The sequence below is a fragment of the Streptomyces sp. NPDC003027 genome (assembly GCF_053591435.1).
In genome coordinates this window covers 114,645-134,752 of record NZ_JBSFTU010000002.1, presented here as the reverse complement: position 1 = coordinate 134,752, position 20,108 = coordinate 114,645, and the positions used below count along the sequence as shown (strand labels likewise).

Annotated in this window: 21 protein-coding genes; 17 read left to right on the top strand and 4 right to left on the bottom strand. The window is 71.7% G+C overall.

The annotated features are described in order from the left end of the window. Nucleotides 1-78 precede the first annotated feature (78 nt). The 4 genes from ACWDX6_RS02355 (at nucleotide 79) to ACWDX6_RS02340 (ending at nucleotide 4,046) form a co-directional block, all read left to right on the top strand. Nucleotides 79-1,233 (top strand): sugar kinase, encoded by a 1,155-nt coding sequence (locus ACWDX6_RS02355; protein WP_451483070.1) that lies wholly within the window; start codon nucleotides 79-81, stop codon nucleotides 1,231-1,233. Next, entirely contained in the window at nucleotides 1,230-1,979 is a 750-nt protein-coding gene (locus tag ACWDX6_RS02350) for an IclR family transcriptional regulator (protein WP_451483069.1), read from the top strand. The genes ACWDX6_RS02355 and ACWDX6_RS02350 overlap by 4 nt, the downstream gene beginning before the upstream one ends. Further along, entirely contained in the window at nucleotides 1,976-2,386 is a 411-nt protein-coding gene (locus tag ACWDX6_RS02345; protein WP_451483068.1) for a RidA family protein, read from the top strand. The genes ACWDX6_RS02350 and ACWDX6_RS02345 overlap by 4 nt, the downstream gene beginning before the upstream one ends. Before the next feature lie 226 nt (nucleotides 2,387-2,612). Beyond that, nucleotides 2,613-4,046 carry a GntP family permease gene (locus tag ACWDX6_RS02340; protein ID WP_451483067.1) on the top strand — a complete coding sequence of 478 codons (1,434 nt, stop codon included), beginning with the start codon at nucleotides 2,613-2,615 and terminating at the stop codon, nucleotides 4,044-4,046. A gap of 40 nt (nucleotides 4,047-4,086) precedes the next feature. Here the strand turns inward: ACWDX6_RS02340 and ACWDX6_RS02335 are convergent, their stop codons facing one another. Further along, complete coding sequence (locus ACWDX6_RS02335) at nucleotides 4,087-4,941, bottom strand: TIGR04222 domain-containing membrane protein (protein WP_451483066.1); 855 nt, start codon at nucleotides 4,939-4,941, stop codon at nucleotides 4,087-4,089. Between the two features lie 150 nt (nucleotides 4,942-5,091). Next, nucleotides 5,092-6,435, bottom strand: a complete 1,344-nt coding sequence (locus tag ACWDX6_RS02330; protein ID WP_451483065.1) for a M14 family metallopeptidase — start codon at nucleotides 6,433-6,435, stop codon at nucleotides 5,092-5,094. Between the two features lie 402 nt (nucleotides 6,436-6,837). Here ACWDX6_RS02330 and ACWDX6_RS02325 point away from each other — a divergent pair, with 402 nt between their 5' ends. Continuing rightward, a complete protein-coding gene (locus ACWDX6_RS02325) occupies nucleotides 6,838-7,020 on the top strand; it encodes a hypothetical protein (RefSeq protein ID WP_451483248.1) in 183 nt (60 codons plus the stop codon). 32 nt (nucleotides 7,021-7,052) lie between these two features. Here the strand turns inward: ACWDX6_RS02325 and cpt are convergent, their stop codons facing one another. Both cpt and ACWDX6_RS02315 read right to left on the bottom strand, forming a co-directional pair. After that, nucleotides 7,053-7,586 carry a chloramphenicol phosphotransferase CPT gene (gene cpt / locus ACWDX6_RS02320; protein WP_451483064.1) on the bottom strand — a complete coding sequence of 178 codons (534 nt, stop codon included), beginning with the start codon at nucleotides 7,584-7,586 and terminating at the stop codon, nucleotides 7,053-7,055. Between the two features lie 124 nt (nucleotides 7,587-7,710). Beyond that, complete coding sequence (locus ACWDX6_RS02315) at nucleotides 7,711-9,414, bottom strand: chitinase (RefSeq protein WP_451483063.1); 1,704 nt, start codon at nucleotides 9,412-9,414, stop codon at nucleotides 7,711-7,713. Nucleotides 9,415-9,773: 359 nt separating this feature from the next. On the opposite strand from ACWDX6_RS02315, the gene ACWDX6_RS02310 reads away from it, so the two are divergent. The 12 genes from ACWDX6_RS02310 to ACWDX6_RS02255 all read left to right on the top strand — a co-directional run bounded on the left by ACWDX6_RS02310 (nucleotide 9,774) and on the right by ACWDX6_RS02255 (nucleotide 20,091). Beyond that, on the top strand, nucleotides 9,774-10,628 hold the full coding sequence (locus ACWDX6_RS02310; protein ID WP_451483062.1) for a hypothetical protein: 855 nt from the start codon (nucleotides 9,774-9,776) through the stop codon (nucleotides 10,626-10,628). Nucleotides 10,629-10,817: 189 nt separating this feature from the next. Then, nucleotides 10,818-11,525, top strand: coding sequence for a Flp pilus assembly protein CpaB (gene cpaB, locus ACWDX6_RS02305; RefSeq protein WP_451483061.1), 708 nt, complete (start codon nucleotides 10,818-10,820; stop codon nucleotides 11,523-11,525). Between the two features lie 7 nt (nucleotides 11,526-11,532). Continuing rightward, entirely contained in the window at nucleotides 11,533-12,837 is a 1,305-nt protein-coding gene (locus ACWDX6_RS02300; protein WP_451483060.1) for an AAA family ATPase, read from the top strand. A 3-nt stretch (nucleotides 12,838-12,840) separates the two neighbouring features. Beyond that, nucleotides 12,841-13,227: a TadE/TadG family type IV pilus assembly protein gene (locus ACWDX6_RS02295; protein ID WP_451483059.1), complete on the top strand. Its 387-nt coding sequence runs from the start codon at nucleotides 12,841-12,843 to the stop codon at nucleotides 13,225-13,227. Next, entirely contained in the window at nucleotides 13,224-13,820 is a 597-nt protein-coding gene (locus tag ACWDX6_RS02290; protein ID WP_451483058.1) for a TadE/TadG family type IV pilus assembly protein, read from the top strand. Before ACWDX6_RS02295 ends, ACWDX6_RS02290 begins: the two co-directional genes overlap by 4 nt. Continuing rightward, nucleotides 13,817-15,157: a CpaF family protein gene (locus ACWDX6_RS02285; protein ID WP_451483057.1), complete on the top strand. Its 1,341-nt coding sequence runs from the start codon at nucleotides 13,817-13,819 to the stop codon at nucleotides 15,155-15,157. Before ACWDX6_RS02290 ends, ACWDX6_RS02285 begins: the two co-directional genes overlap by 4 nt. 15 nt (nucleotides 15,158-15,172) lie before the next feature. Then, entirely contained in the window at nucleotides 15,173-16,114 is a 942-nt protein-coding gene (locus tag ACWDX6_RS02280; RefSeq protein ID WP_451483056.1) for a type II secretion system F family protein, read from the top strand. A gap of 15 nt (nucleotides 16,115-16,129) precedes the next feature. Continuing rightward, nucleotides 16,130-17,017, top strand: a complete 888-nt coding sequence (locus tag ACWDX6_RS02275) for a DUF5936 domain-containing protein (RefSeq protein ID WP_451483055.1) — start codon at nucleotides 16,130-16,132, stop codon at nucleotides 17,015-17,017. Nucleotides 17,018-17,141: 124 nt separating this feature from the next. After that, on the top strand, nucleotides 17,142-18,401 hold the full coding sequence (locus ACWDX6_RS02270; RefSeq protein WP_451483054.1) for a sensor histidine kinase: 1,260 nt from the start codon (nucleotides 17,142-17,144) through the stop codon (nucleotides 18,399-18,401). After that, entirely contained in the window at nucleotides 18,398-19,108 is a 711-nt protein-coding gene (locus ACWDX6_RS02265; protein ID WP_451483053.1) for a response regulator, read from the top strand. Before ACWDX6_RS02270 ends, ACWDX6_RS02265 begins: the two co-directional genes overlap by 4 nt. 108 nt (nucleotides 19,109-19,216) lie before the next feature. Continuing rightward, nucleotides 19,217-19,444 carry a Flp family type IVb pilin gene (locus ACWDX6_RS02260; RefSeq protein WP_451483052.1) on the top strand — a complete coding sequence of 76 codons (228 nt, stop codon included), beginning with the start codon at nucleotides 19,217-19,219 and terminating at the stop codon, nucleotides 19,442-19,444. Next, on the top strand, nucleotides 19,441-20,091 hold the full coding sequence (locus tag ACWDX6_RS02255) for a pilus assembly protein TadG-related protein (RefSeq protein ID WP_451483051.1): 651 nt from the start codon (nucleotides 19,441-19,443) through the stop codon (nucleotides 20,089-20,091). Before ACWDX6_RS02260 ends, ACWDX6_RS02255 begins: the two co-directional genes overlap by 4 nt. Nucleotides 20,092-20,108 lie beyond the last annotated feature (17 nt).

The following is a 20,108-nucleotide window of genomic DNA, read 5'->3' as shown; positions in this document are numbered from 1 at the left end:
CGTATATCGCTCGCTGCTGTCTAACATCCGGGCCAACGCCGGGTCAATGGACCCGCTCGATCGCCGAGGAGCCTCCGAGTGACCGGAACCCCGCCCGTGGACGCGCCTGTGGACGCCGTCTGTCTCGGGGAGTCCATGGTCACCTTCCTGCCCTCCCGGCCGGGCCGTCTCGCCGATGTGCCGTCCTTCGCCCGCACCATCGGCGGCGCCGAGTCCAACGTGGCCTGCGCGCTGGCCGCGGCCGGACACCGGGCGAAGTGGGTCAGCAGAGTGGGGCGCGACGGCTTCGGCGACCACCTGGTCGAGGCGATCGCGTCGTACGGCGTCGATGTGTCGGCCGTCGGGCGCGACGCGCTGCGGCCGACCGGGATCTACTTCCGTACCGCCACGGACCGCTCGGCGGACGAGCACGAGGTCGTGTACTACCGGGCCGGATCGGCGGCGTCGGCGATGTCGCCGACGACGGTGCCGTACGCGGACGTGACCGACGGCCGGATCCTGCACCTGTCCGGGATCACGGCGGCGCTGTCGGACGACTGCCTGGCGCTGACGCGCACCCTGACCGCGCGACGGGCCGGACGGCCGCTGGTGTCGTTCGACGTGAACTTCCGGCCGGGGCTGTGGCCTCACGGCGGCGGCGTCCTGCGGGAGCTGGCGCGGGGCGCGGACGTGGTGTTCGTGGGCGAGGACGAGGCGGAGCAGGCGTGGGGGCTCCGAGGGCCCGAGGCGATCAGGGAGGCCCTGCCCGAGCCGCGCGTGCTGGTGGTGAAGCGGGGCGGGCGGGGCGCGATCGCCTTCGAGCGCCGCGAGGAGCCCTCCCGTACCCCGGAGTTTCGCTCTCGGGTGCCGGACCGGCCGGAGGTTCCCGCCGGGTCCGACCCCGCCCCCGCCGCCGACACCGTCACCTTCGTGCCCGCACCGACCGTCGACGTCGTCGCGCCCGTCGGGGCCGGGGACGCGTTCGCCGCCGGCTTCCTGTCGGGGACGCTGCGCGGGCTCGGCGTACGGGAGCGGATCCGGCACGGGCACCTGACGGCCGCCGCCGTGCTCACCGTGCCCGGGGATGTCGGGCATCCGCCCACCTCTCACGGAGCCCCCGCGCAGCGGCCCTCCTGGACCGCGTACGCCGACCGGCTGGTCGCTCTCGACGACACCGCCTGGGAGAGACTTCACCTCGGCCCCGGCTGGACAAGGGATCACGGGGACGACCAGGAAGAGGTACGTACGCCATGAGCCAGACCGTCGACCGCGCGCTGAGCATCCTGCCGCTGCTCGCCCAGGGCCCCGCCGACCTCGGGCAGGTCGCCGACCGGCTCGGGGTGCACAAGTCCACCGCCCTGCGCCTGCTGCGCACCCTGCACGAGCACGGCCTCGTCTACCGCCAGCAGGACCAGCGCTACCGCCTCGGCGCCCGGCTCTTCGCCCTCGCGCAGGAGGCCGTCGAGAACCTCGACATCCGCGAGATCGCCCACCCTCATCTCGTCGCGCTCAACGAGCAGATCGGGCACACCGTCCACCTCGCGGTGTACGAGGAGGGCGAGGTCCTCTACATCGACAAGGTCGAGAGCCGCTACCCGGTCCGGATGTACTCCCGTATCGGCAAGCCCGTCGCGATCACCGTCGCCGCCGTCGCCAAGCTGCTGCTGGCCGACCTGCCCGAGCCCGAGCGGCGCTCCGTCGCCGCCAAGCTCGACTACCCCCAGTACACGCCCCGTTCGACCCCGAACGCCGCCGCCTTCCTCCAGGAGCTGGCGACCGTGCGCGAACAGGGCTGGGCCACCGACCTCGGTGGCCACGAGGAGTCCATCAACTGCGTCGGCGCCCCGATCCGCGGCGCCGACGGCCGCGTCGCCGCGGCCATGTCGGTCTCGGCGCCCAACGTGGTCGTGACCGCCGAGGAACTCCTCACGCTCCTCCCGCTGGTGCGCCGCACCGCCGACGCCATCAGCCGCGACTATTCAGGCAAGGACCGGACATGACCGAGAAGATCGCGCTCACCCCCGCCACCCACACCGCCCCGCCCGCGAAGTTCTCGCACGGAGTCAGGAAGGGCAACATCCTCCAGGTCGCCGGCCAGGTCGGTTTCCTGCCCGCCGTCGCCGGCCAGGCCCCCACGCCCGCCGGTCCGACGCTGCGCGAACAGACCCTCCAGACCTTCGCCAACGTCAAGGCGATCCTGGAGGAGGGCGGCGCGAGCTGGGACGACGTGGTGATGACGCGCGTCTACCTCACCGACGTCGACCACTTCGCCGAGATGAACGAGATCTACAACGCGTACTTCGAGGAGCAGGGGCTCAAGGCGCCCGCCTCCGCGCGCACGACGGTCTACGTCGGCCTCCCCGAGGGGCTCCTCATCGAGATCGACGCCCTCGCCGTCCTCGGCTGACCCGAGCCGGTCCCTCAACCCGACCTGGTCCCTCAACCCGACCTGGTCCCTGAACCCGACCTGGTCCCTGAACCCGACCTGGTCCCTGAACCCGACCTGGTCCCTGAACCCGAGCCGCTCCCTCTGAACCCGAGCTGATTCCGCTGGAACCACCGCTTCACGGCACGGCGTTCGTCCCCGGAACGCCGTGCCGCGCTCCCCCCTACCCGAAAACGAGGTGCTCCCCATGCGGCCCCACACCGGTGGTCTCCTGCTCCTGATACCCGGCACCGCCGGCCTGCTGACCGTCGCGGCGCTCGGTATCGCCCTGCTGCTCGTCCTGATCATCAAGGTCCGGTTGCAGCCCTTCGTCGCGCTCCTCGCCGTCTCCCTCGGCGTCGGCCTCGCCGCGGGCCTCTCCGTCACCGAACTCTTCGGCACGGTGCAGAAGTCGGCGGCCACGTCCGTCATCGAGAACGGCATGGGCGGCATCCTCGGCCACGTCGCCATCATCATCGGCCTGGGCACCATGCTCGGCGCGATACTCGAGGTCTCCGGCGGCGCCGAGGTGCTCAGCAGCCGCCTCCTGGGCCTCTTCGGGGAGAAGCGCGCACCGCTCGCGATGGGCCTGACCGGCCTCATCTTCGGCATCCCCGTCTTCTTCGACGTCGGCATCTTCGTCCTCGCGCCGATCGTGTACGCCGCCGCCAAGCGGTCGGGCAAGTCGGTCCTGCTCTACTGCATGCCGCTGCTCGCCGGACTCTCCATGACCCACGCGTTCCTGCCGCCCCACCCGGGCCCCGTCGCCGCCGCCGGTCTGCTGCACGTCTCGCTCGGCTGGGTCATCCTCATGGGCGTCGTCGTCGGCCTCCCCGCCGTCCTCGCCGCCTGGGCCTACGCCTCCTGGATCGGCAGGCGGATCTTCGTCGAGGTCCCGCACGACATGCTGGAGGCCGCCGAGGAGGCCAGGGCGAAGGTCGCGGCGGAACGCGCGGGCGGCGCCTCCGAGGCGCCGGTCTCGCTCTCCACGGTCCTCTTCATCATCGGCACGCCGCTCATCCTGATCCTCGCCGCGACCTTCTCCTCCATCGCGCTCGACCCGTCGACCCTCCGGTCCGTGGTCGAGTTCTTCGGCAACCCGTTCGTCGCGCTGACGATCGCGCTGGTGCTCGCGTACTACCTGCTCGGCGTCCGGCGCGGATGGTCGCGCACGTCCCTGGAGCAGGTGTCCACCTCGTCGCTGAAGCCGGTCGGCAACATCCTCCTGGTCGTCGGCGCCGGCGGAGTGTTCGGCGCCGTCCTGAAGGCCAGCGGGGTCGCCCAGGCGCTCTCCGACACCTTCAACGACGTCGGCCTGCCCGTCATCGTCCTCGCCTATCTGATCTCGCTCGTGCTGCGGGTCGCCCAGGGTTCGGCGACGGTCGCGATCGTCACCACGGCCGGCATCGTGCTGCCGCTGGTCGAAGGCGGCGACTTCTCCCAGGCCTTCCTGGCCCTGGTCATCATGGCGATCTCGGCCGGCTCGATCTTCGCCTCGCACGTCAACGACGGCGGGTTCTGGATCGTGGCGAAGTACTTCGGGATCTCCGAGCGCGACACGCTGAAGTCCTGGACGGTCCTGGAGTCGGTGCTCTCCCTGGCCGGGTTCGCGGTGGCGGCGGTGCTCAGCCTCGTGGTCTAGGGCCTTCTTTCGACAAGATCCGGAAGACGGGCCCCAGCGCTCAGCCGCCGCAGCCCCCGCACCCGCCACCACTGCCGCAGCCGCCGGACGAGGGCCGTTCGTTGGCCTTGAGGATCGCGCGGCGCAGGGCCTTGTCCCGTATCCCGTTGGTGCCGAACAGCGCCACGCCGACCCCCTCCGGGTCGGCGTGGGGGTGTTCGTGCCCGCAGGCCGGGGCGTTCGCCCAGGAGGAGCCGTCGAGGTGGCGGTGCGCCTCCCGGAGCCGCCGCAGCGCCGCCGCGCCCGCCGGGGTCAGCCGCCCCTCCGGGGTGAACCTGCCGAAGGGCGCCCACGGGAGGCCCACGATCAGGAGGGCGAAGACGCACAGCGAGACCGGGTTCAGCCAGGCCGCGCCGCCCTCCCGGTCGGAGGCGGCCACCGCGACGAAGGCCGAGACGGCACAGACCAGGCCGTGCAGGTACCACGCGCGTCGCCAGGCCCGCAGCGGGGCGAGCGGATGGAGCAGTCCGTCCCTCACGAGCGCCTCGTCCAGGGCCGTCAGGGGATCCGACTCGGCCAGCTTCTCGTGCAGCCGGTGCGCGTTCACCTCGCCCCGGGCCACCCGTTCCGCCACGAACCGCTCCCACGGCCCGGAGCCGTACGCCCCGGTCCTGCCCGCGCGGGCCTTCTTCCCGTCGAGGACGAGGCGACCGGCCTGGTGCATACCGAAGAGCACCGTGTCCGCCACCCGCTTCGGGCCTCCGGCGAGCAGCGCCATCGGCAGCGGATCGGCCGGGTCGGGCGCGCCCGTGGGCTCCACGGGCGCATCGCTCTCGGCCCTCTTCCGCCGCACACCGAGCAGCGACGCACCGCTCGCCAGGAGCGGTGCGAGAGCCATCAGACCGTTGTCGTACACAGCGCGTTCCTCCCCCGTCGACCTTGTACGTCCCGTGGACGTTCCGGTCGTAGCCGTCGCCGCGAACAGTATCCGCGCGGCCTCCCTGTCCCGGACGGGTCCGGGACAGGGAGTTCACGGATTCGATCTCAGCGGGGCGGCGTCACGGCCTCAACTCGTGCAGTACTGCGACGCCTTGCCGATCGAGCGGTACATGCAGTCGGCGTTCTCCAGGAGTTGCAGGACGGCGTCCCTGTTGCGGCTCGTCTCGCGCTCGATCACCTCGTCGGGCGGGTAGAAGCCGCCGCCCGCGGACGAGGCCGGATACATCTCGAAGGTGTATCCGAAGATCTTCTGCGAGCCCCACAGGTAGTCGTCGATCGACCCGTCCGTGATGTAGAGGTCGCTGGACTGCTCGGGGGTGTAGCCGTTGCTGGCGGCCATCTTCCGCCCGACGGCGGCGAAGGCGTCCCGGTCGTCCTGGGTCATGCCCGGCGCCGTGTCGGCGTTGGTCCAGCCGAACGGCCACAGCACCAGTTCGCTGTACGTGTGGAAGTCGATGCCGGCCTTGATCTGCTGCTTGCCGCCGACCACGCGCGAGCGGACGAAGTTCGCGACGACCTTCACCTCGGGGGCCGACTCCGGGGCGGCGCCGCGGTAGGTCGCGGAGCTCGGGGAACCGGACGAGCCGCCGCAGCAGCCCCACTTGTAGTCCCAGTTGCGGTTCATGTCCGTACCGACGTAGCTGGAGCCGGCGTTGGGCTGCCGGTTCTTGCGCCAGCTGCGGTAGGAGCCGGAGGCGATGTCGTACTCGCCGCCGTCCGGGTTGAGGTCCGGAACGATCCAGATCTCGCGGCTGTCGACGACGTTGGTGACCCGGGAGTCCTTGCCGTAGCCGGCGCCGAGCTCGCGCAGCAGATAGAGCGCCATCTCCACGGTCAGGTGCTCGCGCGCGTGCTGGTGGTGGGTGAAGAGGACCTCGGGCTCGGCCTCGTCCGTGCCGACGTTGTCGCTGATCTTGATGGCGACGATGTCCCGGCCCTGGTACGTCTTGCCGATCACGCGCTTGTTCATGATGGCCGGGTACTGGGCGAGGCGCTGGTCGATCTCCGCGTTCATCTCGGCGAAGTTGTGGTACTTCGAGTCGGCGGAGGGGAAGTCGAGGGGCTTGATCCCGAGCCCTTCGACCGTCCGGGTGGGCGGGGCGGGCAGGGCGGTGACCTTGTGGCCGAGGGCCTTGAGCCGCCGCAGCTGTTCGGCGTTGGCGCTGACCACGACCGAGCGGCCGTCGACCTCGTCCACCGAGACCCCGGTGGCGGCGAGGGCGGTGCGGGCGGCGGGCGTGGAGGGGCCGGTGATCTCGTACTGCCGGATCACCTCTTCGGCGGGGGTGGCGGCGGCCGGCGCGGGGTCTGGCCCGGCGGGGGTCGCGCTTGCGGAGAGGGGCGCCGCCACGGCGAGCGCCAGCAGGGCCGCGAGGGTGGCGGACCTTCTTCCGCGAATGCGTAGTCGCATGCTGTCTCCTGGGTGGGGAGTGTGGGGGTGTGCGACAGAAAACCGGTGCGGGTGTCCAGGCCACATCGTGAGGCCCTGGCATGCACCGGTCAAGACGTCAGGTTCGGCCATACTGTCCCGCGTCGGGACGCTCATCGGTACGTACGAGGTCGAGCACAAGCTAGGGCCTCTCGTTCGGATCATGCCGGGCTCGCGTGCCCTGGCACCGCGCCTCGCCGCGTTGTCGCGGTCGCCAACCCCCCCGTAGCCCTTCGGGCACGGGCGGTGCCCCCACCGCGTTGACTCCCTCCTCCGCCTTGCGATCCGTCCCCTCGGCCCTGGCGGGCCTGGGGAGACCCCATGCACCAGACCCCGCTCCCTGATCCGGCCTGATCCAAACGAAAGACCCTAGGCGAAGGCGGCATGGGCACCGTGTATTTGGCGCGCTCGCGCGGCGGACGGGCGGTCGCCGTCAAGGTCGCCCGGCCGGAACTCGCCGCCGATCCCGAGCGGGTGCGAGGTCAACAGCCGCGCGGCCAGGGTGAGAGGCGGATCGACCAGCTCGATCTCGTACTCGACCGGTACATGCCCCGCTCGGGCGGGTGAACGAGCAGCAGGCGGGACCCCGGTGTTCCCGGTCAGGCGACGTGGGCGGCGATGGCCCTCGCACACTCCAGGGACTCCGTGCGGGTGGTGTCGACCTCCAGGTCGTAGAACACACCCTCGTGGACCGTCTCCGCCTGCTTGGCGGCCATTCCCACGGGTCGGTCGCCCCGTGCCACCTCGCGGCCCGCGGCGACCGCGCCTTCGCACCTGACGCCGACCCAGAGCACGTCCAGCCCGTCGAGCGCCTTCCGCCACCGCTCCTGGGACGCCGCTCCGCCGAGGAAGACGTCATCGACGATGATCCGGGCGCCCGCACGGGCCATCGCGGCGACCCCCTCCATCCACGCCGCCTCCAGCTCGCGGAACGCCGAGCCGACGTGCACGCCGCCGTCCGCGGCGAAGTCGATTCCCGCATCCGAGGTCTGGAGGGACGCGGGCATCGCCTCGACCAGCGAGTCGACGGCGGCGGCGAGCCACGGGTCCGGCAGGACCGCCTGCAGGCAGCGGAGGATCCCCGACTTGCCCGAGCTGGAGCCGCCGTTCAACACGATCACCTGAGTCGTCACCAGGTCACGGTAGACGCGGCCGTCACGGCGGTCGAAGCCATTTTCCGCAAGCCCGCCCCCGCCCGGCGACACGCGCGGCGCCGCCGGGAGAGGGGCGGCGCCACGGCGTGAGCCGGACCGGGGTCTACGGCAGGTTGTGCACGTGCGGGCCGACCGCGTTCGACCAGGCGTTGCCGGCCGTCGCGTCCCAGTTGGTCGACCAGGTCATCGCGCCTCGCAGGTCCGGCCAGGTCCGCGACGGCTTGAACGAACCGCAGCCGGTGCCACGGGTCAGGCAGTCCAGCGCGTTCTTCACGATCGACGGGTCGACATAGCCGCTGCCCGCGCCGCGGGTCGAGGCGGGCACTCCGAGTCCGACCTGGGAGGCGTCGAGGCCGCCCTGCAACTGGATGCAGGCGAGCGCGGTGAGGAAGTCCACCGAGCCCTGGCTGTACACCTTGCCGTCGCAGCCCAGCATGGAGCCGCTGTTGTAGTACTGCATGTTGACCACCGTGAGGATGTCCTTCACGGCGAGCGCCGTCTTGAAGTACTCGGTCCCGGTGTTCTGCATGTCGATCGTCTGCGGGGCCATGGTCAGGACCATGGACGGACCGGCCTTGGCGGACAGCTGGCGCAGCGCCTTCGTCAGGTACGTCGAGTTGATGCCGTGCTCCAGGTCGATGTCGACGCCGTTGAAGCCGTACTCCCGCATCAGGGCGTACGCGCTGTCGGCGAAGGCGGTCGCGGAGGCGTCGCTGTTGATGGTGACGTTCCCCTTCTCGCCGCCGACGGAGATGACGATCGACTTGCCGGCGGCCTTCTTCGCGGCGATGTCGGCCTTGAAGTCGGCGACGGAGGCGTAGCCGACGGCCGGATCGAGGTTGAAGACGATCTGGCCCGGCGTGGCGGTCGAGTCCGCGAAGGAGACGGCGATGATGTCGTACTGCGCCTGCACGTCCCGCAGCTTCTGGACGGCCGCCCCGTTGTCGAAGTTCTGCCAGTAACCGGTCAGCGCGTGCTTGGGGACGGCCGGGCCGGGGCCCGGGTCGGTGACCTTGGCGGTCCGCGCGGAGACGGTGGCGGACCTGGCGGACTCGCCCGCGGAGTTGGTCGCGGTCACCTGGAACTGGTACGCGGTGTCGGCGGCGAGCCCGGTCACGGTGGCGGACGTGCCGCTGACGGAAAGGACCTTCGTGCCGCCGCGGTAGACGTTGTAGCCGGTCGCACCCGTGGCGGCGTTCCAGGTCAGGGCGACGGAGGAGGAGGTGACGGTGCCGGCGGCGAGACCCGCCGGGGCCGCCGGGACCACCGGGTCGGGGTCGGTGCCGCCGCCCCCGTCGGGCCCGAAGACGCTCACGTCGTCGACGTGGTAGGCCGCCTGCCCGTACCAGCCGTGGGTGTGGACGGTGACGGTGGTGGTGTTCGCCCCGGTGGTGAAGGTGGTGGTCAGCTGCTTCCAGGAGGAGCTGTCCGGGGTCCAGGTGGAGACGTCGGTCGTGCCGGTGCCGCTGGCGCCGAGGTAGGCGTACCCGCCCTGCACCCAGGCGCTCAGCCGGTACGTCGAGTTGGGCTTGACGGTCACGACCTGGGTGCACTTGGCGTGGTCCTGGCCGCCGGGGGTGGCCTTGAGGGCGCCGGCTCCGGTCCGTACCGGCGAGGAGACGGCGGTGCCGCTGCCGGCGGAACAGGTCCAGTTGGCGGTACCGGACTCGAAGCCCGCGTTCTTGGCGACGTTGACGTCCGCGGCCTGGGCGGTGCCGGCGCCGCCGACGAGGACGAGCCCGGAGCCGACGGCCAGCGCGAGGACGCTGCCGAACCATCTGCGGGAGCGTGTGGTGGTGCGGTCCACTTGCTGCCTCCGGTGGGGGAGTCGGGGGTCTGGAGGAGTTCGGAACGGTGGCCACCGCTGAGGGACCAAGTTGGTCCAGACCAATTGAGTTGTCAATACCTGTGCACAGAAGGCGAGTTGACGCCTGGGCCCGGAGACCCATGGCGCGGACCCAGGGTGAGGCCCGCCACGGCCCGGCCGCGGGCCGCCCGCCGGGCCCAGTCCTGGGCCCAGCGCGGACCTACGCCGGGCCCAGAAATCTCCCTGCCGCTTGGCGGATTGTCTGTTCACCACCCCGGGGGTCGTGGATAAGGTGCAGGGGCGGCCGCGCTGTGCAGTAATGCGGTGAACGCAGTGAGTGACATGGAGGGGGGTCTGACGTGTCGACAGCGATCGCGGTCACCAGCGCCGACCTGGTGCTGCCACCGACCGATCAGCGCACCCCCGCCGCCGCCGTGCTGCCCGCTCCCGAGACCCAGCCGCTCGCCTCCGCCGTCGCCGAACTCCAGCTGCTCGTGGACCGCCACGGCTATGTGATCGTGGTCTTCCCCTCCTCCGTGCCGACCGCCACGGAGCAGCGGCTGTACGCGATCCGCTCCCTCCTGGAGAGCGACCGGATCGCCCTGGTGAAGTCCGATCTGCCGCCCCTGGGCACCGCCGTCCTGGCGCGCCAGCTGCGCCAGCTCTCCGTCTGCGACTTCAGCCCCGGCGTCGTCGCCTCGGCGGCGCGGCTGCTTGCCCACTACATCTACGCGGGTGCCGTCCTCGGCTCCGTCGCCAGGCTCGACCGCGTACCGGTCAGCCTGAAGTCCCATGTCAAGGGGTGGATGCCGGGCGCCCAGTTCGCCGTGCTCGCCGGCCCCGTCCCCCAGCTCGACAGGATCGGACCGGGTGTCCCGCCGCCGGCCGGACCCGAGTTCGCCACCGAGCTGGTGCTGGCCCGGGGCCAGCTCCAGACCGAATGGCCCACCGCCACGCTCGTACCGGGGTGGCAGGTGCGGGCGGTGCGGGAGGCGCCGCTGCCCGCCGAGTCGCCACGCTGGTGGGGCACCGGACGGCTCGTCGAGTTCGCCGCCTACCTCCCCGACCTGCCGGTGCTGCACCAACTGGTCTCCTCCGTACGGCGCGAGACCTGCCACTGGTGCGCGATGGAGCTCATCGGGGACCGCTGCGGCTTCTGCTCCGCCCCGCTGCCCACGGCCGACCACCAGGCACCCGCCGCCCGTGTCCCGTAGTCGCGCGATGGCGCCGCCCTACCCCCGGCCGTACGACCCCTCGTACGTCCCCTCGCCCGTTCCGTCGTACGCGCCCTCGCCCGTCCCGTCGCTCGTATCGTCGCCCGTCCCCGCGCCCGTCCCGTCGCTTGCTCCGTCCTACGGTCCCTGTCCGCCGAGTCACACGTCTCCGATCGAGGTTGTACGGCAATGAACTCCCGCCAGCGCCGTGGCGTCCTACTTCTTCTGCTGTCCGTCCTGTGTGCCCTCGGCGCGTTCGCCGGAGTCCTCTCGGTGATCAGCGACGTGAACTCCAAGGTCGGTCCCGAGGTGACGGCGTACCGCGTCGCCAAGGACATCGAGCCCTACACGCCGCTCGGCACCAGGCAGTTCCAGAAGATCTCGATGCCCGAGCGATGGCTCTCGGCCAACGCCGTCAGGGACCTCACCCAGATCGAGGGAAAGATCGCCGTCACCCGGCTCGAAGCCGGTTCCCTGCTGCAGAGCGACATGATCGTCGAACGCCCGGCGCTCCAGCCCGGCCAGCAGGAGATCGCCATCATGATCGACGCCGCCACCGGCGTGGCCGGCAAGATCACGGCCGGTGCCACGGTCAACATCTACGCCACCTTCGCCGGCGAACGCGACGGGCAGCCCGACCAGTCCAAGGTCATCGTCAGCAACGCCCGTGTCATCGACGTCGGCAAGCTGACGCCGATCAGCGCCGACCGCGACGACCGGGGCAGCCGCGCCACCGAAGCCGTCCCCATCACCTTCGCCCTGAACACCCTCGACACCCAGCGCGTCGCCTACGCCGAGTCCTTCGCCGAGCACGTACGGCTGGCGCTCGTCGCGCCGGGCGGCGAGCCGGCCCTCAAGCCCGGCGACCGCACCTACACGCTCGACAAGGACAAGTGAGGCCGGTATGACCACCAGGATCCTGCCGGCCGTCGGCGACCCCGACGCGGCCCGGTCCGTCACCACGCTGCTCAGCCGGCTCCCCGACGCTGAGCCCTTCCCGCCCGTCGGCGACTCCACCCGACTGGTCGACACCCTCGCCCGGCTCGCCGCCGCGTCCCTCGACGAGCTGCCGGACGTCGTCCTGGTCCACGAACGGATCGGCCCCGTCCCCGCCCTGGAACTCATCCGCGAGGTCGCGCTCCGCTTCCCCGCCGTCGGTGTCGTCCTCATCACCGCCGACGCCAGCCCGGTGCTGTTCTCGGCGGCCATGGACTCCGGCGCGCGGGGCCTGGTCACGCTCCCCCTCGGGTACGAGGAGCTGGCCAGCCGGGTCCAGGCCGCCGCCCAGTGGTCCGTGGGCGTCCGACGCCACCTCGGCGCGGGCGCCGACGTCTTCACCGGACCGGGCGGCAGGGTCGTCACCGTCAGCGGGGCCAAGGGCGGGGTCGGCACCACGGTCACGGCCGTCCAGCTCGCCCTCGCCGCCCAGACGTCCGGCCACAGCGTGGCCCTCGTCGACATGGACCTCCAGGGCGGCGACATCGGCTCCTACCTCGACGTCCAGTTCCGCCGCTCCCTCGCCGACCTCGCGGCCGTCGACGACCTCTCGCCGCGCGTCCTCCAGGACGCCGTCTACACCCACGAGACCGGCCTCGCGCTGCTCCTCGCCCCCGGCGACGGCGAGCGCGGCGAGGAGGTCAGCGACCGCTCCGCACGCCAGATCGTCGGCGCCCTCCGCTCCCGCTACGACGTCGTGGTCGTCGACTGCGGCACCTATCTCACCGGTTCCAACGCCGCCGCCGTCGAGATGGCCGACGCGGCCGTCCTCGTCACCACCCCCGACGTGGTCGCGGTACGGGCGGCGAAGCGGGTCGTACGGATGTGGGACCGCCTCCAGATCCGCAAGGCGGAGGAGAGCGTCTGCCTGGTCAACCGCTACACCCGCTCCACCGAGATCCAGCCCGGCCTCATCCAGAAGATCACGGGCACCCGGATGGCGGGGGTCGTGGTACCCGCCCACTTCAAGGAGCTCCAGGGCGTGGTCGACGCCGGCCGGCTGCACGACCTCGACTCGCGCTCGACGGTGAAGCAGGCGCTGTGGTCGCTGGCCGGGGAGCTGGGCCTGGTGAAGGCGGCGGATCAGGGCGGCGCGGGCGGGACGGGCGGGGCGGCCGGCGGGAGCCGGCCGGGGAAGCAGCTCGCCCGAGTGACGCGCGGCAGCGACCGCGGCTCGATCGGGCTGCTGCGGCGCGGCGGAAAGGGGCGCTGAGCCGTGCCGGCCGCCGGGCCCGTGCCGTACCGGGACGACGACAGAGGGCAGGTGGCGGTCGAGTTCCTCGGCATGGTCCCGCTCATCCTGCTCACGCTGGTGCTGCTCTGGCAGTGCGTGCTGGTCGGCTACACCTTCACGCTCGCGGGGAACGCGGCCGACGAGGCGGCCCGGGCGGCGGCCGTGGGCGATGACTGCGGGGAGGCGGGGAAGCGGCATTTGGACGGGGCGTGGGCGGACGGCGCCGCTGTGACCTGCGACGAGGAGGGCGACATGGTCCGTGCGAGGGTCGGCCTGCGGGTACCGGTGCTGTTCCCGGGGGCGATCGCCTTCCCGTTCACGGTGCCGGGCGAGGCTGGAGCCGTACGAGAAGAACGGGGCCGGCCGTGAGGCGGGGGGAGCGAGCCGGGGGCAGGGAGCGAGCCGGGGGCGGGGGCTCCCGGGACCGGTGCCGTGGCCGGGACCGGGGGCAGGTCGCCGTCGAGTACCTCGGCTTCCTGCCCATCCTGCTGCTCGTCGCTCTCGCGGGCATCCAGCTCGGCCTCGCCGCGTACGCCGCCCAGCAGGCGGGGACGGGCGCGCGGGCCGCGGCCCGCGCGGCCACGCACGACGACACGGAGCTCGATCCGGAAGCGGCCGGCCACGCGGCGATGAGCGACTGGATCGCCGAACGCAGCGCCGTCTCCGCGCCTGGTGGGGACGGACAGGTCACGGCGACGGTGACCGTCGACATCCCGTCGGTGGTGCCCTTCTGGGACTTCGGGACGGTACGGAAGACGGCGACCCTGCCGATGCCCGAGTCCGCGTCGGCGACCGGGTCCGGGTCCGCGACCGGGTCCGGGTCCGGGTCCGGGTCCGAGTCCGCGCCCGGGTCCGCGGCCGGGTCCGGGTCCGGGTCCGCGCCCGCGTCCGGGTCCGCGCCCGCGTCTGAGTTCACGTACGCCTACGAACCCGCTTCCACGCCCGAGGAGGACGGCTCATGAGTCTGCGGGCCCGTATCAACGCCCCCGAGGAGAGCGGCTCGGGCGGCCGGGAGGACGGTCACCTCGTCGCCTCCTTCCGCGCCAAGCTCCTGGAGGAGATCGACCTCACCGAGATGTCCGCGCTCGCCGCCGCCGAGCGCCGGGCCCGTCTGGAGCGCGTCCTCGGGCACATCATCAGCCGTGAGGGACCGGTCCTCTCCACCGTCGAACGCGCCCAGCTCATCCGCCGCGTCGTCGACGAGGCGCTCGGCCTCGGCGTCCTCGAACCACTCCTCGAGGACGCGTCCATCACCGAGATCATGGTCAACGGCCCCGACCAGATCTTCATCGAGCGAGCCGGCCGGGTCGAACTCCTCCCGCTGCGCTTCGCCTCCCACGAGCAGCTGATGCAGACCATCGAGCGGATCGTCTCCACCGTCAACCGGCGGGTCGACGAGTCGAACCCCATGGTCGACGCCCGGCTGCCGTCCGGCGAACGCGTCAACGTGATCATCCCGCCGCTCTCCCTGACCGGGGCGACCCTGACGATCCGCCGCTTCCCCCGCGCGTACACCCTCACGGAGATGATCGGCCTCGGCTCGCTCGACGAGCACATGCTGCTGCTGCTCGCCGGGCTCGTGCAGGCGAAGTTCAACGTCATCGTCTCCGGCGCGACCGGCACCGGTAAGACCACCCTCCTCAACGCGCTCTCCGGGCTGATCCCCGACGGCGAACGGGTCATCACCATCGAGGACTCGGCCGAACTCCAGCTCCAGCAGTCCCACGTCATCCGCCTCGAAAGCCGGCCCCCGAACATCGAGGGCCGGGGACAGGTCACCATCCGCGACCTCGTCCGCAACTCCCTGCGCATGCGCCCCGACCGCATCATCGTCGGCGAGGTCCGGGGCGGTGAGACGCTCGACATGCTCCAGGCGATGTCCACCGGCCACGACGGCTCGCTCGCCACCGTCCACGCCAACTCCGCCGAGGACGCGCTGATGCGGCTCCAGACCCTGGCCTCCATGTCGGAGGTGAAGGTCCCCTTCGAGGCGCTCCGCGACCAGATCAACAGCGCCGTCGACGTCCTGGTCCAGCTCACCCGGCACCCCGACGGCACCCGCCGGATCACCGAGATCGCCGTCCTGGCGTCCAACGGGCGGGAGCGGTTCACGCTCGCCACCGTCTGCCGGTTCCGCGCCCAGCCGCTCACCGCCGACGGGCGGGTGCACGGCGAGTTCACCTACCACCCGCTGCCGCGGCGGGTCGCCGAACGGCTCTACCTCGCCGGCCAGCCGATCCCCCAGGCGTTCGGCGTGGCCGGGTCGGACGAACAGCTCGCCACCCGAGAAGCGAAGTAGGAGAGGCGACGAAGGATGAATCCCACCCTGCTGACGATCGGCGTCGCGCTGCTCTGCGGCGTCCTCGGGGTGATCGGTACGCAGCTGTACGCGAGCGGGTCCGCCCAGCGCGCCGCCCTCGTCGCCCGGCTCGCCCAGACCGGCGAACCGGAGGCGGCGGGCCGCGGACGTCGCCGCCGCTTCCGGGCCATCGACCGCCGCGTCCGGCGTACCCGCTTCGGCCGCCGGCTGGAACTGCGGATCTCCGCCACCGGCCTGGACCTGACCCCCGGCGAGTTCCTCGTGGCCATGGCGGCGACCGTCACCGCGCTGTGGATCACCGGGCAGTCCCTGCTCTCCCCGTTCTTCGGACCGCTCTGCGGCTTCCTCGGCGTGTGGGTCGCCCTGGGGTTCCTCGACTGGCAGCGGCAGAAGCGGATCGAGAAGTTCATCAACCAGCTTCCCGAACTCTCCCGCATCCTCGCCAACGCCACCCACGCCGGGCTCGCCCTGCGGATGGCGCTCAGCATGGCCGCCGACGAGATGGAGGCCCCGGCCGGCGACGAACTGGAGCGGGTGGCCCAGCAGCTCGCCGTCGGCACCTCCCTCGACGACGCCCTCGGCGAACTCGCCGAGCGCCTGCCCTCGCGCGAACTCGTCGTCCTCGTCACCACCCTCGTCCTCGCCAACAAGGCGGGCGGCACCGTCGTCGCCTCCCTGCGCAACCTCACCGAGACCCTGGAGGAGCGCAAGGAGACCCGGCGGGAGGTCCGTACCCAGCTGTCCCAGGTGAGCATGACCGCCTACGCCGTACCGGTCATCGGCATCGGTTCCCTGCTGATGATCGACAACATGCAGCCGGGGGCGCTCGACCGGATGACCGGCTCCGGCCTGGGGCAGTTCGCCGTCGTCCTCGCCTTCGGCCTGTACGTCGTCGGCTTCGTCGTCATCCGCCGCTTCTCGAAGATCGACGTCTGAGGCCCGGGAGTCGTCATGGACCTGCTGCTCGCCCTGGCCGCCGGCCTCTCCGTCGCCGGAATCCTCCACGGCATCCGCCTCTACCGCGCGGACGCCCGCCTCCCCGACGACCTCCGGCTCGCCCTGGAGGTCGGCTCCACGCGCACCGGCGCCGTCGACTCCGTCGTGGACCGGCTCGGCATGCGCTACTCACCCGCCGTCCTGCGCCTGATGGGCCCCAAACGGGTCAACCGGGTCCGGCGCAGGATCGACCTGGCGGGCAACCCCGGCGGACTGACCATCGACCGGTACGGAGCCCGGCGCGCCGTCTACGGCTTCCTCGGCGGCCTCGGCGGCCTGGTCATGCTCTCCAACGGCGACCTCGTCGTCGCCCTGCTCCTCTTCGCGTTCGGCGTCTTCTGGACCGAGGTCGGCATCTGGTCGGCCATCCGCATCCGCAAGGACCAGATCGAGCGGACGCTGCCCGACTTCCTCGACGTCCTCGCCGTCGTCGTCAGCGCCGGGCTCGGCTTCCGCCAGGCTCTGGACCGGGTCGCGGACAAGTACGAGGGGCCCTGGTCGGACGAACTCCGGATCACCCTGCGCCAGATGGACATGGGTGTCAGCCGCCGCCAGGCCTTCGACGAGCTGCGCCGGCGCAACGACTCCGAACAGGTCGCCCAGTTCGTCACCGCGCTGCAGCAGGGCGAGGAGCTGGGCGCGCCGATCGTCGACACGCTGATCCAGATCGCCAACGACATGCGCAGGACCGACGCCCAGAACGCCCGGAGGAAGGCGGCGAAGGCGGTCCCCAAGGCGACCATGGTGATCACGACCCTGATGGTTCCGGCGACGATGATCCTGCTGGGCGCGGGCCTGTTCCTGGGGACGGGCACCGACTTCGGCTCGATCACGGGCGAGTGAACGGGTGGGCGGGCGCGTGGGTCTGAGGGTGAGAGACCGGTTGGGCGGGCGTGCGGGCGGGCGCCTGGGGCTGCGGGTGAACGACCGGGTGGGCGGGCTTGTGCGGCTGCGCGTGAACGGGCGCGTGAGTGGCCCGGTGAGCGGGACGCACGCCGGCCCCGGACCCGCCCCTTCCCCGAACCTCCAGGTCAACGCCCTCCAAGCCATGTGCCGCCAGGTCTTCGGCTTCCGGCTCGCGATGATCGCCCTGGCGGCCCCGGCGGCGCTCCTGAACGCCGCCCCCGGCCTCGCCCAGAAGCTGGTCGGCGCCGCCGTGCTCGTGACGTTCATGGTCTCGTACACGCTGTTCAGGGACTGGGAACGGTTCGGCCCGCTGCTCCTGCGGCACCCCTCCCTGCTGGCGGTGGACACCCTCTTCGGCGCGCTGCTGCTCGTCACGGCCGGCCCGCGCAGCACCCTCGGCTACGTCAGCGTCTGCACGCCCCTGCTGGCGGGGATCGTCTACAGCTGGCGCGGCGCCGCCTTCTTCGCCTGCCTTCAGTCCTTGATCCTCCTGGCGATCCACGCCGCCGATCCCCGGCGTGCCGACACGTCCCTGGGCGAGGCGCTGCTGCTGCCCGGCCTCTGCGTCATCACGGGAGCCCTGGGCGTGACCCTCAGAAACCTCCTCCTCCGCTTCGGGGCGGCCACCCAGGCCCTCACGGAGACCCGGGCCCGTCTCGCCGCCGCGCAGGCGGTCGAGGAGGAACGCGCCCGCCTCGCCCGCGAGATGCACGACTCGGTGGCCAAGACCCTGCACGGCCTGGCGCTCGCTGCCGACGCCCTGGCCGTGACGGCGGACCCCCGGACGGTCCGGGGCCAGGCGGAGCTGGTCGCCCGCTCGGCGCGCAGGGCGGTCGCCGAGTCGCGGGAGCTCCTCGCCGACCTGCGCAGACAGTCGTACGGAAGCGGGGAGGGCGGTGTCGACGTGGTCGCGGAACTCCACGACCGGGTGCGTGACTTCGGCCGGCGCTCGGGCATCGAGACGGCCTACCGGGGCGTCGGCGAGGGGACCGTACCGCCGGTGCCGTACACCGTCGCCCGACAGCTCCTCACGATCGCCTCGGAGGCGATGGAGAACGCCGGCCGCCATGCCCGGCCGACCCGGATCGACGTCTCGGCCGGGGTCTTCGCGGGCCTGCTCCGGATCAGCGTGCGGGACGACGGCCCCGGCCTGCCCCCGGGCACGACCCTGGAAGGCCTGCGCCGGACCGGGCACTTCGGTGTGGTGGGGATGGTCGAACGGGCGGCCGGAGTGGGGGCGCGGATCAGGATCGGGAGGGGCGGGGCGGTGAAGGGCACGGAGGTACGCCTGGAGCTTCCGGTCGGGGGTGCCGCGCGATGACGCTGACCGTGCTGGTCGCCGACGACAACCCGGTGGTCCGGGCGGGCCTCACCTCCCTGCTGGCCGCCCACCCGGGCCTCCGGGTGGTGGCGGAGGCCCCGGACGGCCGCACGGCCCTGGAAGCGACGGCACGCCACCGCCCGGACGTGATCCTCCTCGACGTCCGCATGCCGGGCATGGACGGCCTGACGGCCCTCCCTCACCTGGTCCGCCTGGCCCCGGTCCTGATGCTGACGTACAGCGGGGAGAGCGCGGTGGTACGGGAGGCGCTGCGGCTGGGGGCGGGGGGTTACCTGGTGCACGGGGAGTTCACGGTGGAGGAGCTGGTGACGGCGGTACGCGATGTGAGGGAGGGCCGGGCGCACTTCACGCCGACGGCGGCGAACGCGCTGTTGGGGATGGTGCGGGGGAGGGTGGTGGGTGCGACTGCACACAGAGGAGGCGGCTCAACCAGCCGCGCCTGGACGGAATCTGTCCATTCTCCTTCGCAGGTGCAACCTGATGTGTCATGCTTCGGTCTGAGTCGGAGGGAGGCGGAGGTGATGGACCTGATCGCGTCGGGCCTGAGCAATCGACAGATCGCCGACACCTGCTTCATCAGCGAGAAGACGGTGAAGAACCACATCAACCGCATCTTCGCGAAACTCCACAGCACGACAAGAAGCGAGGCGATAGCAGCCTGGCTCGGCACAAGGACCACCTCATGAAGTGGGCCCGCCTTTGGGCCCACGGACCCTGTGGCACGCACACCCCTCTCACGTACGGTGCGCGGGGCGAGACCGACGCGGCGCCGTACGGAACCGGAGGGGACCACCATGAACGACCTCATGCTGAAGACCGTGGCCAGGACCAGGGTCTACGCCGGCTCCTGGGCGCGCGCGGCGTCGAAGGACCGGGGGCAGACGGCGGTCGAGTACCTGGGGATCATCGTGGTGGTGGTGGCGATCGTGATCGCGATCTCGGGCACGAGCATCGGCCAGGACATCAAGAACGCGATCAGTACCAAGATCGCCAGCTTGACCGGCGGCGGCGGGGGCGAGTGACTGGTCGTCGCAAGGACGACTCCGGGCAGGCCTTTCCCATCTACATCACGGTGGTGGCGGGCCTGCTCTTTCTTGCGTTCGCGTACTTCGCGGTCGGGCAGGCGGCCGCCACACGCAATGGAGCGCAGACAGCTGCCGACGCCGCCGCGTTGGCAGCGGCGCAGGACGCGAGGGATCAGCTTCGTGACGGATGGCTGGGTGTGATCCTCGACCCCACCGAGTGGCTCGACTACTTGGAAGGCGGACGCTTCGATGAGGACGCGGCTTGCGAGCGAGCCGATGCGTTCGCTGCGAAGAACGAGGCTGAGCTCTTCGGCGATCAGTGTGTGCGACTTGGCGGTGCCGAGGAAGGTTTCCGCGTCACGGTGCGCACCCTCGGAACGGTGGGGGAGTCGATCATTCCGGGTACGGAACGGCAACACGCCACGGCGACCGCCACGGCAGTGATCGAGCCGCGCTGCACGTTCAAGGCGCCCGAGCCCGAGCCCGAGCCGGATCCCGAGCCGACACCGACGGAGCCTCCGCCAGAACCGGACGATTCACCGATCCTGGGCCTCTCCTGCGACGGTGTCGACTGGCACATCGATCCCAAGGACCCGAGGCTCCCGAGCGTTGCCGATCTCTTCAGTGTTCGACTGGCCGACTGACAAACGAAGGAACCCCG